The organism is Lampropedia aestuarii (assembly GCF_004803635.1).
In the GTDB taxonomy this organism is placed as follows: domain Bacteria; phylum Pseudomonadota; class Gammaproteobacteria; order Burkholderiales; family Burkholderiaceae_C; genus Lampropedia; species Lampropedia aestuarii.
The window spans coordinates 1-15,602 of record NZ_SSWX01000009.1; the positions used below are offsets into that span (position 1 = coordinate 1).

A 15,602-nucleotide genomic window follows, 5' to 3' on the forward strand; every position below is an offset into this window, starting at 1 on the left:
GAGTGGTTTTACCGTGGTCAACGTGACCAATCGTACCGACGTTCACGTGCGGTTTCGTACGTTCGAACTTAGCTTTTGCCATTTCTCAAACCTCGAAAGAAATGAAATTACAACAGAGGAAAATACCAGAGACTACCACACGGCATATCACTGGTGCCCATGGCGGGAATCGGACCCGCGACCTCTCCCTTACCAAGGGAGTGCTCTACCACTGAGCCACATGGGCACTATTTAGACGCTTCACAAGACTCAGCGAATACTCACTACAATCTTTTCACTACATTCTTTGGAGCGGGAGACGGGAATCGAACCCGCGTCATCAGCTTGGAAGGCTGGGGTTCTACCATTGAACTACTCCCGCGCAGTTACTAGTGTTTCGGTGCACCAATTCAACCAAATTGGTGGAGGGAGCTGGATTCGAACCAGCGTACTCGCAAGAGGGCAGATTTACAGTCTGCTGCCATTAACCACTCGGCCATCCCTCCGAAACCGTAAACTATATCACATAGTTTGCGATGGAACGAATTCTATCTCAAAATATCGCCTACTTTGGCCAAATCACATATTTTTTTATTAATTAATGCTCGCCGCCTCTGACAACCATGCTTTGCAGCCGCGGCGCACAGCCAATGCAGCACAAAAACTGATCGTACTTGGCATCAGCATTGCATTGATTCTTTGCGCCGGTATTCTAAGCTTGGCTTCGGCGGCCAAGCAACAACTACACAATCGTGCTGCCAGAGACCAGCAAACCTTGCGCGCCATTGATCTGACCGAGCGCGCGCAAGACGTGGCCGACAGCTTCTCCATATTGTCTTCTGCCGCACTGGACCCCAAACATACCTCTCAAAGGTTTGGCGTTGAATGGCTCAACCGCAGCCACCAGCTGAGCTGGACATTAGATGAACTGGCCATCGTGCTCGAAGCCAGTGAAACGCCCCACGCAGCACTCAGTCAAGCACAAAGCCACGCCAGCTCACTCAGTGCCGCCATACAAGCGCAAAACCAGCTGGTTGGCGACAGCCCTGCTGCTGCTGAGGCCAACCAAGCCATAGACAACCTCACACGCGAAATCAACCGGCAACTCTCAGCAACGCGCATTATTTTGCAAAGGCAACTGGCCACCGGCATCTTGCAGCGCGCTTCCGGCGTATCACAACAACTCAATAATTGGGCATGGTTCTTTGTCTGCGTCATCGTCTGTTTATGTGCCGCCCTTACCTGGTTTGTCTGGCGGTGGTGGCAGCGGCCATTCTCTGCGACCGCACAGGCCCTGCATCAGCTCACCAGTAAGGCCACGGAGCAATCACTGATTGAGGCTACTGCCTCAACCGATATTCCCGATGCGTTGGCCAGCGAGCTGCATGTCTTGGCGCACCTCATTGCAGACGGCAACCGCTTAGCGCTTCAAGCAGCCCAGCAAGCGATTGGATCGCGCGTCTCGCAACAGCTATTTGAGTTGGCCAAAACAATTCCCGGGGTGGTGTTTCAATACGAATACTCCAGCGAGGGCACACGCACCTGCCATTTTGTCAGTCCCAAACTCAACGACTTCTTCCCTGTCAGCGCCGCAGCAAACAATGCCCATGCTTGTGAAGATGCGTCTGCGGACATGGTCTTTCCCGCCGATAACCTGCCATCGCAGGACCATGCCGTCCCGCTGGGCTTGACCCGCAGCCTGTTTGAGCAGGTATTCTCAGCTGGACACGCTCAGCCGGAGGCGCTGGCGTATGACACGGCATTGCAATTTGGCGAAACCACACAATGGGTGCGCACCTTGGCAACGGTAGCCAGGCACAGCAATGGCTCAACCATCATCAATGGTGTGTGGCTCGATGTCACTGACAGCATCGAGCAAGCCAGCGCCTTGGCCAAAGCGCGCCAAGCAGCAGAGCAAATCGCAGAGGAAAAGGCCCGCCTATTGGCCGTAATGAGCCATGAAATCCGCACCCCGCTCAACGGCATTTTGGGCATGACCCAACTGGCCCTCAAAGGCGATCTGTCTGCTCGCCAAACGACGCGCGTGGAGAGCATACTCTCCTCAAGTCACCATTTGATGAGCATCATCAACGACATCCTAGAGTTCTCCAAAATTGAAAGCGGGCACGTCACGCTAGAGCGCACGCGCTTTTCGTTGCAGCAAATCATCGCCGATGCCTGCGATTTACTGGCACCCCGGGCTGCAGAAAAAGGCCTGGAATTCTGGAGCGACATTGACGCCGACATTGAGGACCAACTCCTAGGCGACCCCTACAAAATCAAACAAATCCTGATCAATTATCTGGCCAATGCGATCAAATTCACCCCTTCTGGCGACGTGAGCCTGCAAGTGCGCCTGACAGCACAAACAGAACACACGCTGAGCTTGCAATTTGATGTGCGCGACACCGGCATTGGGATTGCCAGCGAAGAGCAGAAAAAACTCTTCCAAGCGTTTCACCAAGCCGATGTCTCCACCACGCGCAAATACGGGGGCACCGGCTTGGGTCTGGCGATCTCCAGCCACTTCGCCTCGCTGCTTGGTGGGCAGACCGGAGTCCAAAGCCAACTCGGCCAAGGTAGTCTTTTCTGGTTTTCTGCACAGGTCCAGCGCACCCAGCAAGCACAGCCAGAAACCGCCTGCTGGCTACAACACACCAAAGTCCTGCTGGTAGAGAGCCATACCCCCACCAGAAATGCGCTGTATACGCTGCTGACACGGGTCTTTGACTGTGACGTGGTGGCGGTCAACTCAGGCCACAACGCCTTATTGGCTGTACAAGCGGCCGGGCCTCAAGCGCCATTTGAGCTGGGTCTGGTGGCCTACCGACTCATTGATGGGCAAGCGGCGCAATGCATCAACACCTTGCGCCAGCATGGCCACCACATCCCCCACTGGTGGCTCAGTGCCCCTCCCGAGAGTATTGAAGACGAGTGGGCCTTGCAGCCTTTGGGCGTGAGCCGCTTGTTGCCCAAACCCATCAACGCCATCACTCTGCGCAAGGCCGCCTTAGACAACAGCCCACTGGCCCTCAAAAACGATGCGCAGCTCCCACAAGCCACCAACACACCACCAGTGGCACAACCGGCAGCGGCCGCGGCACATGCCCCATTGCAGTCGCACAGCCAACAAGGCCAACGTACTCGTGTGCGTATCCTGGTGGTCGATGACAATCCGCTCAATCGCACGATTGCTGCAGAGTTGCTGGCCAGCCGCACAGACTTGGACATACAAGTCGATTGCGTAGAAGATGGGCACGCCGCAGTCGTTGCGGTGACCTCCGAGGATGCGCCACGCTACGACGCCGTGCTGATGGATTTGCAAATGCCACGGCTCGATGGCTTCTCAGCCACCCGTGCGATTCGCGCAGCTTCTATGGGCAACGCCAGTCCGATTTTTGCCATGTCAGCACACCACGGCCAAACCGAGCAACAAGCCGCGCTGGACAGCGGTGTCAATGGCTTTATCCACAAACCGATCGTCGAGCAAGAACTCTGGAGCACGCTGGAGCAGGCCGGCATTCTTCCCACACAACCAACGCACACCATGCCCACAGAACCCACAGCAACTGCAGACGCACCAGCACAAGCGGGCACGGACTTTGATCCGCAAGCTTGGCATGAGCTGGCCAACAGCATCCCACTGCCGCGGGCACAGGCATTGGCCGAGCATTTCCTACAACAATCGGCAGAACAATTACTAGCAGCCCAAGCCGCGATTGCCAAGCAAGATTGGCCAACTGCCAGCGGGCTGCTGCACCAGCTCAGTGGCACAGCTGGTACTTTCGGACTCACAGGGCTTGGCGCAACAGCCGGAGCGCTCAGCGATGAACTGAGAAACAAAACCGCCAGCGCGAACTTAGAAATGCAACTGACCCAGCTGCAAGACTGCGCCACGGCCGGCCAACAAGCCTTGCGCGCGTTGCTGCAAGCAACAGGCTCTAAGCCGCAGCTCCCCTAGAAGAGCACTTAGTCGGCTGGTCAACGCATGATCAGAACGGAATATCGTCGTCTTCAAAGCTGTCGCCATAATTGGCTGCAGGCGGCGCAGGAGGATTGTTGCGCGCCATCGGTGCGGGCGCAGGTGCTTGGCGCGCGGGCGCCTGCATCGCAGGAGCTGGTGCTTCATAGCCGCCGCCATAATTACCACCGCCACCACCAGCTCCGCCCTCACCTCGCCCACCCAGCATCTGCAGGACATCGGCGCGAATTTCTGTGGTGTAGCGGTCTTGTCCGTTTTGGTCCTGCCATTTGCGCGTGCGCAGTCGGCCTTCAACATACACCGATGAGCCTTTGCGCAAATATTGGCTGGCAATCTCGGCCAAACGGTCATTAAATACCACGTTGTGCCACTCGGTCAGCTCACGGCGCTCACCAGACTGGCGGTCTTTCCACTGCTCGGTGGTCGCAATGCTGATATTGGCCACTTGCCCACCACTGGGGAAAGTGCGCAGCTCTGGGTCACGCCCTAAATTGCCGACAAGAATGACTTTGTTGACTGAAGCCATGGTTTGAATTCCTTCTCTTAGCAGCGATGGCGCCCTGCCCCCTCTCGCTCGGCGAGAGATCGGCAATGGCCCGCTGGTATAAACACATTTGGGATCGTATTGTGCATGAAGGCCGCAGCTTGCAACACATCAATGCCATGAAACCATGTGCTTCAGACTGCATTGCACTGCCCAATTGCACGGATCAATCAGCGCATCAAGTACTGCAAACGACAAGCCATGGCTGCGCGTGCGCGGGTAGCTCGATGGTGCTGAACACTGCACTGATGTGCCAATCAATCGCTTGCGCCGCCATGCTCATTGCGCACCTGCGTGCGCCCGCCGAGATGAGGCCAGCATTAACACGATCCACACCAAAGTCAATGCCGCCGTAGCCATGAACAGCCCCCCCAAGCCGCTCCAGCGCACCAGCAAGCCCCCCATCACACCACCACAAAACAGCCCCAATGACTGCAGTGTGCTGTACATGCCCATCACGGAGCCGCGCCGACCAGGATCGGCCAGTGCAGATACCAGACTGGGCTGCAAGGCCTCCAATGCATTAAAGCCACAAAAGAAGGCAAACAACGCCAGCCCCAAGGCCCAAAGCAGCGCCGCAAACTGAGCCTCATGCAGCAGCACAAAAAACCCCAGCTGCGACAACAACATCAAGCCGATCCCCAGCAGCATTGCGCTATGTGTTTTGCCTTTGCGCTCCCAAGCAAACACCAGCCCCAAAAACACCACCGACGCGAGCACAGCGGGCAAATACAGCTTCCAATGCGCGCCCGACTCCAAACCTGCCTGGGCAATCAATTGCGGCACGCCACTCCACAATGCCATTTGTACAGCGTGCAAAATAAACACCCCAACCAGCAGTATCGGCAGCGAAAAGCGTTGGCGCGCACCAGGCGCAGCTTGGTTGTGGCGCCCCGCATGCGGCTCGGAACTGTCCGCGTGCACCTGGCCAGCAAGGTCGGCTGCAGCGGCTTGGCGGGGCACCAAGCCATACACGGCCGCCAGTGCTAGCAACGCCAAAAAAGCCACGAACCAGAACAGACCATCCAGGCCCCATAGCGCGCCCAAATGGGGGCCCAAGATCAGCGCCAAAGAAAAGCTCGCACCTACGCTGATACCAACCAACGCCATCGCCTTGGTTCTGACCTGAACCCTGGTTTGGTCGGCCAGCAAGGCGGTCACGGCTGCCGAGATCGCCCCAGCGCCTTGCAAGGCGCGCCCTGCCACCAATCCCCAAACAGTGTCGGCCAATGCCGCCACGACGCTGCCCAGCATGAAGATGAACAAGCCAAACACAATGACCTTGCGTCGCCCAAAACGGTCAGAGGCTTTGCCAAACGGCCATTGCAACACCGCCTGTGTCAGGCCATAAACGCCCATGGCAAAGCCCACCAGCGCAGGGTCTTGCCCGCCTTGGTAGTCTGCAGCAGCCAACGAGAACACCGGCAGCACCAGAAACAGCCCCAGCATGCGCAGCGCAAACACGGCTGCCAGGGCCAGGCTAGCGCGCAATTCGCCAGCCGTCATCGAATAAGGGGAAGAGGTTTTCAAAAGAAAATTACCGCGCAACACTATCGTGCCGCCATTCTAGGGAATGTCAGTCCACCGTGCGGGCATAACCGCGCACAACCGACGCATCGCACACTTGGCACAGGAAGATAACCAACCAGTTGCCGTCAAACAGGCCCATCTTGGCGGGTTGTAAGCAGCCCATACTGGCAGTGACAACATGCCAGCCACCATGTACGCAATACAGTGCACAACAACGCAAGCGCCCTTGCCTTTGGGCTCGCTCTTAATTGCGCTGCGTCGCCCTGCGCTGCACCGCCTCCACATAAGCGGCGCCATCAGGCGCACGTTGGTGCACTTGACCCTGCCACAGCATGTCTTGCAGGCATTCCATGACCTCATGGTGGGCTGCATGCAAGGAGTCCAGCCGCTTGGTCAGCAACTCCACCGCCTGGCGAATGCCGGCCGGCTGATCGATGCTGCACTGCTCGCTGATGGACAAGTGCATTGAGAGATGCAAAAACGGATTACTACGCCCATTGACAGAGGCATCGTAGTCGCGCTCAACGGCCGCTTCGGTGTCTGCCAGGTCGCTGTGGTACTCGGGGTGCTCATCAATCCATAGGCTGGCCAATGTCTCCAGTGCCTCCATGGGTTGGCCGGCCAGCGATTTTTGGTAGACGCCGCAGAAAAACCGGCGGACATCCTCCTGGGTAGGTGCAAACATAACTAGTGAACTTTCGCCTCTTGGGACTGGGGGGCGTGGGCATATTCATGCACCAGCTCCAGCAACTCCGCATCTGAGTAGGGTTTGCCCAAATAATGGTTGGCGCCCAGCTGCATCGCATGGTCGCGGTGCTTTTGTGCGGTGCGCGAAGTGATCATGATCACTGGCAATTGGGCATAGCGACGGTCATCGCGCACTTGTCTGAGCAGCTCAAACCCATCCATTTGTGGCATTTCAATATCGGACAACATCACCGCAGGGGTTTCTTGCTCCAGCATCTCTAGCGCTTGCGCGCCATGGGCAGCCAGCGCCACGCGATAACCTTCGCGTTTGAGCAAGCGCTGCGTCACACGGCGCACGGTGATCGAGTCATCGACCACCAGTATCAGCGGAATCGCCTGCTCTGCCGAGGGCTCGGTCAGCAAGCCCGCATCCACCAGCGCCGAGTGGTCCGATTTGTCTTGGCGCTGCAGGGCTTGTGCCTGCTCGCCATAAACGCTGGACAAGGCAATGAAGTTGTAGACCAACAGCACCGCGCCCGAAGCCAGCACCGACATGCCGGCCAGGCCAGGCAGAGCCGATAGCTGCGCTCCCAGGTTTTTCACCACGACTTCCTGGTTGCCCAGCACTTCGTCAACGTGGATCGCCACCACTTGCGCGGCGCTGCGCACCAACACCACAGGGGCAGCTTTGCCGCTGTCTTCGCCTGAACGCGGGCTGTGTTGCAGCAAGGCACCCGACCAGTACAGCGGCACACGCAATGAACCCACATCCAGTTGGCCGTTTTGGTAGCCGAGCTTCAAACCGTCCTGACTGACCCGCTCAATGCCATCAACCAGGTTGGCTGGAATGCCGACAATCAACCGCCCAGAGCGCACCAGCATGACCTGCGTCACAGCCGTCGTCAAAGGCATGATCAGGCGGAAAGTCGTGCCTTTGCCCTGCTCCGTCTGGGTTTCTATCCGCCCGCCCAAGGCACTCACATCGACACGGACCACATCCATGCCGATGCCACGTCCGGAAATGCCGGTCAGCTCATGTGCGGTGGTAAAACCAGGCATAAAAATCAGATTGGACAGCTCTTTATCAGACAAGACCTGGCCAGGGACAAGCAGTCCACGCTCTATGCCTTTGCGCCGAATTGCCTCTAAATCCAAACCTGCGCCATCGTCCTTGAACGAGATCGAGACGTCGTTGCCTTCGTGGTTCACGGTCAGCGTAATGGTACCCGCGGCTGGTTTGCCGCGACTCTCACGCGTGGCGCTGGGCTCAATGCCATGGCTGACGCAATTGCGCAAAATATGCTCGAATCCACCCAGCATGCGGTCGAGCAGCACCCGGTCCATTTCAATGCGGCCGTTCTCAATGACCAGATTGACCCGCTTGCCAGTCTCGGTGCTGGCCTGGCGCACAACCGAGTGCAAACGCTCAGCAATGCTGTCAAATTCCACCATCCGGGTATGCAGCAGATCGCGCTGCAACTCACGGCCTTTGCGCTCTTGCGCAATCAAATCGTCTTCAGTGCCAGCCATTGCCGCTTGCAAGGTCCGCTGCACCGTAGCCACGTCGTTGACGGTCTCAGCCATCATCCGCGTCAATTCCTGCACGCGGGTAAACCGGTCCAGCTCCAGCGGATCAAAGTTGGCACTGTCCTTGCCCAGCGCCATACGCGACTGCATTTGCGACTCAGACTGCACTTCCAGCTCGCGCAGCTGTTGACGCAGACGGTCCAAGTCCACGGTCATGCCATCCAAGGCGGTATTGAGCTGGCGCAAACGTGATTCGGCGCGGCTGCGCGAAATCTGGATTTCACCCGCCTGGTTGATCAAGCGGTTGATGTGCACGCTGCGCACCCGCACCGTTTGCTGCCGTTTGCTCGATGCCTGGATCAGCAGCGGCGTCGGGCCCGGCAACTCCGAACCGAACGGTTCGCCCAGCTCGGGCACATAGCCGGCAGCGGCCGAAGTCTGCACCGCTTCTAGCGACAAGGCATTGCTGCGCAGGGCCTGCGCTGCTGTGGCCTGTGCGTCGCCACGCACACGCTCTTGCGAGCGCGTCACCAACGCCACCTCAGCGCTCTCTTTGGCCCGCTGGTGCAATTCCTGGGCGTTGACAGCACCGCGCAACCCATCAAACACGGCCTGCAACTCGTCGTAACGGGTCAGCAATTGACCGACCGCGGCCACGCTGTCGTCTTTGGCTTCAATGGCCTCAATTTCTGACTCAAAGCGGTGCGCCATCTCACCAATCTGGCGCGCACCCGCTAGGCGCGAGCTGCCTTTCAAGGTATGCAATACCCGCAACGACTCACTGCGCGCTTCAAACGAGCTCGGCTCACTGAGCCAGCGGCGCAGGGCGCCCACCAATTGCGGCATCAAGTCCAGCGCCTCCTCCTCAAAAATGGGAAAGAGATCGCGATCGACCAAATCTTGCATCGCCGCAAAGGGCTCTGGTTCGTGCGATTGAGGTGCAGGCGCCTGCAACGGCTGCCCAAAATCCACAGTGGCCGCGTCTGAGTCGCTGCGCAGTGCCTGCGCCAACAACTGGCGCAATGCACTGAACTCAGCAGAGTCCACCGTGCCATTGCCAATACCAGCCACAATCGCGTCCATGGCTGTTTGCACTGTCTGCAAGCCGTGCGTGAGCGCGGCAAACACCTGGGGCACATCGCTGGCCTGGTGACTCGCAAAAAAGTCCACCACTGCGGCGATTTGCTCCAGGTATTGGACAAAACTCGGGGCCACTGCCAGATTGCCACCTGCGGTAACCAGACCGCGCGCTTGTGCCACGATGTCTTGCGATAGCAACTCTGCTTGCCCAGGTGTATGCCAGTTGGCCAGCAGCTCTTCCAAATCCTGAGTGGCCTGCAAAATTTGCAGCAACCAGTAGGTCTCGTCTTTTTGCCCAACCCCAATCAGGTCTTGGGCAATTTGCGCGGCCGCTTGTTGCGCAGCCTCATCCTGCTGCGGCGCTGTGGCTGCAAGCTCGCCACTCAATCCGTCTTCACTGGCTGGCTCCAACGTGCCATCAGACTCGACCGTGGCTGCTACTGCTGCGGCTTCCTCAACGGGCAAGGCGGGCTCATCCGCCGGCTCAGCGGCCCCAATAGGATCGACAGGTACAGCCAATTCCTCGTTCAGCGGCGCTGCTGCGCTGGGCTCTCCGGTTGGAGCGGACAAGGCCTCCAAATCCGCCAGCAACTGCGCATGGCTGCTCAAAGCAATCGAAGGCGGTGGTGCAACACGCTCTTGCACAGCCTCCATACCATTAGCCAGCTCGGTCTCTTTGAAGCTGACACCCCAACGCACAGCGTCCTCTTCGGTGCGCGACAAGCTGTTTTCCAATGAAGTCAGCAGGGCCGACATCGCCTCAGAGCCCTCTGGTTCCTGCCCATCAAGCGCAGGGTCTGATGCCGTGGCAGGCGTCTCTGGCAAAGCGGCTGGCGCGCTGAGGTCGCCAAAAAAACTTGTCGCGGCGGGTGCAGACAAACTGGCAATGTCATCCAGAGACTGGGCATCAACTAGCAAACGCGCCGCAGTGGGAGTCGCCTCCTGCTCAAGGGCTCCCATGCCTGGCAACTGCGCGGGCACGGTCTCTAAAATCCATTCTTCCGCTGGGTCCTCAGCATCGCCTGCATCGACCTCTGGCGCATCCACATCGAGCAAGGCCGCAATCGCAGGCGCCTCGGCCTCTAATTCCTCAACCGAATCGGCAGCGTCCAAGGGCACCGGCGTGCTTGGCAAGGCGCTGCGCTCTTGCATGGTCTGGAAGTCCAGGTCTAAATCGGGCAAGTCCAGGCCATCCAAAGAGCGGATGGCCTCTGACAATTTCTCCGACGTCGATTGTGTCTGCGCTTGAGCAGCGTTTGTCGCAGCGACTCCTGCACCACGCTGCTCAGCCAATGGCTCAGGCCAATCCATACTGAGATCAATCGCGCGCGTATCCAGATCCCACTCGGCCTCATCGCCAAACGCTGACGCAGCCGCCTCGACCTCAGGCACACTTGTGTCAACCGCAGCAGCATCGATCTCTTGCTGCATCGCAGCGGGCGCCAGCGGTACGTAACGTGACTCGGTGCGCATCAGCAAAGCCGCATGCTCAAATGGCTCAGCGCTCCAATGCGCGGTGCTTTGGCGTGCCTCAATATCATGCACCCATTGCTCCAACTGCCCTAAGGACTCAGCGCACAGCTGGTGCATCGACGATGAAAACGACTTCTGCTCGGCCAGCCAGCCGTTCATCAACTGTTCCATGGCCCAGGCAGCTGCGCCAAACTCCTCTAGCCCGACCATGCGCGAGCTGCCCTTGAGCGTGTGAAAGGCGCGGCGCAAAATCGTCTGTTGTGGCACGCTGACAGGATCGCCCTCAAGCAGCGCCAAGGACTGGCGGCCATCGGCGATGACTTGGCTGGCCTCTTCCAGGAAAATTTCCAGCAACTCGTCGTCTGATTCGTCATCGGCGCTGGCCGCGGTGGGTTGGCTTGCAGCCTGGGCAGGACTAGGCTGCATCGCCGCATCCGATGCCTGATCAGCTGACACCGGATTGCTTGAAGCCTCGGCACTTGGCAATGCGCCTGACTGCTGCGTGGGAGCTTGCTGGGCAGCAGCAGATCGCTCTGACGCAGCACCTGGCAGGAAGCTCTCATCCAGTTCGACCGGGCCAGTGACTCGCGAAGATTCCTGCACGTGCTCAAAAATATCCCGGCCGCCAATTTCGTAGACCTTCAAGCGCCCCATCAAAGGCTGCAGTCGGCCTGTATTGGCGTCGAATACGAACAACTCTTTGGACAAGCTTGGCTGTGAGGCCAGCATATCAACCTGCAGGCTCAGTGCGCCAATATTGCTGCCAATTTTCTCAAAACGCGCATCCGACAGCGCCAAGGCCTCCCCATTTTCCTGCTGGCTCTGGTCAATCAGCTCACGGATATCCGAGTTGATTTGTTGGATGGCCTTGGTCGCAGGCACCAAACCTAACACCGCAAGCACACCGCGCGCGCGGCCCAAAATGCCGGGCACATCCTCGAGCGCAGCGGTATCGGTCGGGTAGCGAAAAAAGCGGTCCAGATGGCTTTCGGCCTCACTCAGGTTGGCCTTGAGCTCGCTGACCACACTGCCAATGGTTTCGCCATCGCTGACGCGGGTGTATAACTCCTCGACCCACACCGGCAGCGGCTGGGCATGGCCCTTCTCGGCCACATCTCTCAAACGCTGAGTCAGCTCCTGCATGCGCTCTGGCATTTTGTCAGAGCGGATGCGTACATCTTCAAGCAAGGCCTGGAAATACAAAATCGTCGTTGCCAGCTCCATCGCCAGCTCGGCTGTGGGCACTTGCTGGGTCTGCTTGACCCGCTCGACCAGACCCTCCATGGTCTCCATCAGCGGCTTGGCAGCGGCCATGTGCGTGCCGATCAAGGCGGCAAATTCGCCCAGCTGGCGCGCCACCTGGTCGATCTGCTCAATATGGCCTTCCATCACCGCGTTCCAGCCATCGGTGGTCTCTTTCAAGGCCTGCCGCATTGCTTGTTTTTGCGCCGGCGCAATCAAGCTAAAGACGGTGTGGTTGTAGTCCACAGGCTCCATCTCTTGAAGGCCAAATGCTTCACGCACCGCATACAAGACTGGCGCTGTGCTCTGGTCGACATCGCGCGCCTGGCCGCAGAAAAACAGCAAATCCTGCATCCACCGGGCCGTCACCAGGGCATCGCCCTCTGTCAAGGTCGCGTATTGCACCAGCACACGTGTTGCAGCCCGCTTCACATACACATCATTGGGCAGCTTTTGCAGGGACAAGGCCTCAAAAAATCCCGCTGCAACCTTCCAGAACGTGCGTTCACGAAAAGCCTGGTTAGCCAGCGACAAGCCCAGACACAGCTTGACCAGATCGCGCGCGCTGCGCGCCTGGTTGTGGCCTTTCATGACATTCAAAATAGACCGGTCCAGCACTTGGCGGGCGCGCTCTCCGGGCGCAATGGCCTTGAGCGGCATGTCCAACTCGGGCTCGTGCAAGTCGCCTTCGAGATGCCACAAATCAGCCGGACTGGCCGGCGGCGAGACCCCAAGCAAGGCATGCACTTTGCGGTAGGTAGGGAACAGCAATACTGGCGAGAGACGGGGATTGACCAGCAAGTTCTCAAGATACTCGCCTAGCGCCAGGCCCGATTGCGACAGCGCCTGCACAGCTTCTGGTGTGCACAAATGGGGACGCTGCACCATCCGTGCGACCGCATGCTCTGACTGGCGCAGCACGAATGCAGGAATAAAAGCGCCCACCATCTCCAAAGCACCACAGGCCTGGTGCACCAGACTTTTGGCCTGCACCAAATCGGCGGCCTGCTCGCTCAACTCTTCTGGCCTCAAGCTCTTGTCAGCAACGCCACTGGCAAAGGCTTGCAAGCGCTCCATCGCTTGGTCATAGGTTTGACGCATCTCCCCCAAAACCCATGCTAGCGGGCCCAAATCCTGGCCTTTGGCGACGTCTTTGCTGTGCATTGAATTTGTCATAGTTTCCATCATTGCTCGCCCTTGCCTTGCTCCATGGCTGAAGCAGTCCTCACACCACCGCCCGATGCGAAACAGGCCAGGCGCGGGTGTGTGACTGCCGCGGTCTGCATTGTCAAACCGTCTTTGATGAAATCAAATCGTCTTACTGAATCTTGAATCGAGAAATCGATTGCAACAACTCTTGCGCGGTTTGCGCCAACTCACGCACCTGGTGCGCCGTGGCCCTGGTGCCATCACTGGTTTGCTCGGTCACCGCAAAAATGTGCTGAATGTTCTGCGCCACCTTGTTGGCCAATGCCGCCTCTTGCGAGGCCACATCCGAAATTTGCTCCACACGCTGCGTCAATTGGCGCGAAACCTTGTCGATTTCAGCCAACTGTGCACCCGCACGGTCAGCCAGTGTAGCCCCTTCAACCACGCCCTGGGTTGAGCGCTCCATCGCCACCACCGCGTCGTGTGTGTCGCTTTGAATGGCGCGCACCAACTCGGCAATCTTGCGGGTCGCGTCAGCTGAACGCTCCGCCAAACGCTGCACCTCTTCAGCCACCACAGAGAAGCCTCGCCCCGCTTCACCGGCAGAGGCGGCCTGAATCGCCGCATTCAGCGCCAGCACGTTGGTCTGTTCGGTAATGTCAGAGATCAGCTCGGTAATCTCGCCAATCTCTTGCGAGGACTCACCCAGGCGTTTAATCCGTTTGGAGGACTCTTGAATCTGCGCGCGAATCGCATTCATACCACCAATCGAGTTCTGCACCGCCTGCAAACCGGATTCGGCGGTATCGCGCGACTGGCGCGCAACCTGCGCAGACTCCTGCGCGCTGCGTGAAATCGAGTTGATGCGCGAGGCCATGTCCAAAATCGCGTTACCGGTGTCCTTGATCTCGTGCAACTGCTCAGTCGATGCGGCCAGCAGCTCAGTGGAGTTCATATCCACGGCCACCGTGGTTTTGGTCACCTTATTCACCGAATCGTGCACGTTACTGATCAACTGGCGCAGCTCTTCAATCGTGTAGTTCACCGAGTCGGCAATCGCCCCAGTAATGTCTTCGGTCACGGTTGCCTCTTGCGTCAAATCACCTTCGGCGATCAGCAGCAGCTCGTTCATCAGGCGCAAAATAGCCGCCTGGTTGGCATCGTTGAGTCGCTTGGCGTCTTTCTCACGCGTCGAGGTGGCCATGTGCACTTGTTCGGCCTCGACAAAACGGGCCTGTCCGCTTCGGATGTAAGACAGCGCCATCAACCAACCGGATACGGCCATCAAGACCACGCCCGCGATAATCATCACCAACTGCCACCATTGCCAACCCACGCGCGCGGCCAAACCATTTTTAATCGCATCAATCGGCTGCAACAAGTACTCAGACTGGCGGTAGAGCTTTTGCACCGCATCACGTGCGCTATTGATTTCACCCAGGTTGGCATTCATCGACTCCAGCGCCTGGATGCTGTCTTCAATTTTGCTTTTGAGCGAAGCCAGCGCGCTCTGGGCCTGAGCGCTGATGCCGTAGCGTTGAATCTGTGTGGACGTGGCCTGTGCCAAATCCAGGTTGTTCAGCAACGGCTCAAAGTCCTCGCTCTGCAAAATGTTCTTGGCAGACAAGTCATACGCAATACCAGAGGCCGCTTGCAGATACAGTGATAACTGCAACACCGCGCGGCTGACTTCGCTGCCGCGCAGCTGTTGTCGCTCCAGCGGCAGCAACACATCCTGCGCGCTAACCACCAAACTCGTCAGGCTAGCAAACGCGGCATTACGCGCCAGCAAGGCACTGCGCGTGCTGCGCAGGGTCTCTGCCGTGTCACGAATTTGCGTGCGCCGCTGCAGCATCCCAGGAAAATAATCGTAGCCATCGCCTGCGTTGCCTTGCTCAAGCACATCAATCTGATTGGCCAGCGCAGCAGCCTCGGTCAAAACTTCCTGAGAGGCCTGGGAGTTGCCATCCAACGCCAAAGCCGACGTGATGTTGAGGCGCTGCGTATAAGTTGTCGCATCTGAGCTGGCGGTGTAGAGTTTTTGCGCGTCGTTCGACTGCCAAACCCCCAAACCAATGCCCAAGACGAACAGCAACGCCCCAAACACCAATAGCGCAACCAGCTTGCGCACATGGCTGCCCAGTGTGGCCATACCCAGCAAGGGAATTTTGACGCGCGTGTTATCAACGCGATGGTCCAGCGCCAAGGTCGACTGCAGCGAGCTAGCGGCAGAAGCGGTGAAGGGGCCTTGGTCGCCTGCATCCCTGTCATCATTCTCAGAGATTGCATGGTGCCCTGCGCCTTCAGGCCAAGCTTGGGCAGCAGAGGCCTCTGGTGTGGGTAGGCCCAATTTTTCTTCTTGGCCAGCAGAGCTTTTGTGTGGAGCTGTCATCTTAGAACCAGATAAAA

General features: G+C 58.2%; 6 protein-coding genes, 3 tRNA genes and 1 pseudogene. 1 reads left to right on the forward strand and 9 read right to left on the reverse strand.

Annotation, left to right across the window (positions count from 1 at the left end):
- From E8K88_RS18180 to E8K88_RS08185, 4 genes and pseudogenes are all read right to left on the reverse strand, one after another.
- Positions 1–82: pseudogene (locus E8K88_RS18180) on the reverse strand (GTP-binding protein); the annotation flags it as partial.
- 69 nt (positions 83–151) lie between these two features.
- Positions 152–226: transfer RNA gene (locus tag E8K88_RS08175), tRNA-Thr, on the reverse strand.
- 61 nt (positions 227–287) lie between these two features.
- Positions 288–361 (reverse strand) — tRNA-Gly (locus E8K88_RS08180).
- 38 nt (positions 362–399) lie between these two features.
- Positions 400–485, reverse strand: a tRNA-Tyr gene (locus E8K88_RS08185).
- Between the two features lie 95 nt (positions 486–580).
- Here E8K88_RS08185 and E8K88_RS08190 point away from each other — a divergent pair.
- The gene (locus E8K88_RS08190) at positions 581–3,940 is read left to right on the forward strand and encodes a hybrid sensor histidine kinase/response regulator (protein WP_136406177.1); all 3,360 of its coding nucleotides are present in this window, start codon (positions 581–583) and stop codon (positions 3,938–3,940) included.
- A 31-nt stretch (positions 3,941–3,971) separates the two neighbouring features.
- Here E8K88_RS08190 and ssb read toward each other — a convergent pair whose 3' ends face one another.
- The 5 genes from ssb to E8K88_RS08215 form a co-directional block, all read right to left on the reverse strand.
- Positions 3,972–4,487 carry a single-stranded DNA-binding protein gene (ssb, locus tag E8K88_RS08195; RefSeq protein WP_136406178.1) on the reverse strand — a complete coding sequence of 172 codons (516 nt, stop codon included), beginning with the start codon at positions 4,485–4,487 and terminating at the stop codon, positions 3,972–3,974.
- Positions 4,488–4,784: 297 nt separating this feature from the next.
- Complete coding sequence (locus E8K88_RS08200; protein ID WP_136406302.1) at positions 4,785–6,011, reverse strand: MFS transporter; 1,227 nt, start codon at positions 6,009–6,011, stop codon at positions 4,785–4,787.
- 268 nt (positions 6,012–6,279) lie between these two features.
- Positions 6,280–6,720, reverse strand: coding sequence for a DUF1841 family protein (locus tag E8K88_RS08205; protein WP_136406179.1), 441 nt, complete (start codon positions 6,718–6,720; stop codon positions 6,280–6,282).
- Positions 6,721–6,722: 2 nt separating this feature from the next.
- On the reverse strand, positions 6,723–13,220 hold the full coding sequence (locus E8K88_RS08210; RefSeq protein WP_240754409.1) for a hybrid sensor histidine kinase/response regulator: 6,498 nt from the start codon (positions 13,218–13,220) through the stop codon (positions 6,723–6,725).
- Positions 13,221–13,362: 142 nt separating this feature from the next.
- Positions 13,363–15,585 carry a methyl-accepting chemotaxis protein gene (locus tag E8K88_RS08215; RefSeq protein WP_136406180.1) on the reverse strand — a complete coding sequence of 741 codons (2,223 nt, stop codon included), beginning with the start codon at positions 15,583–15,585 and terminating at the stop codon, positions 13,363–13,365.
- Positions 15,586–15,602: the final 17 nt, after the last annotated feature.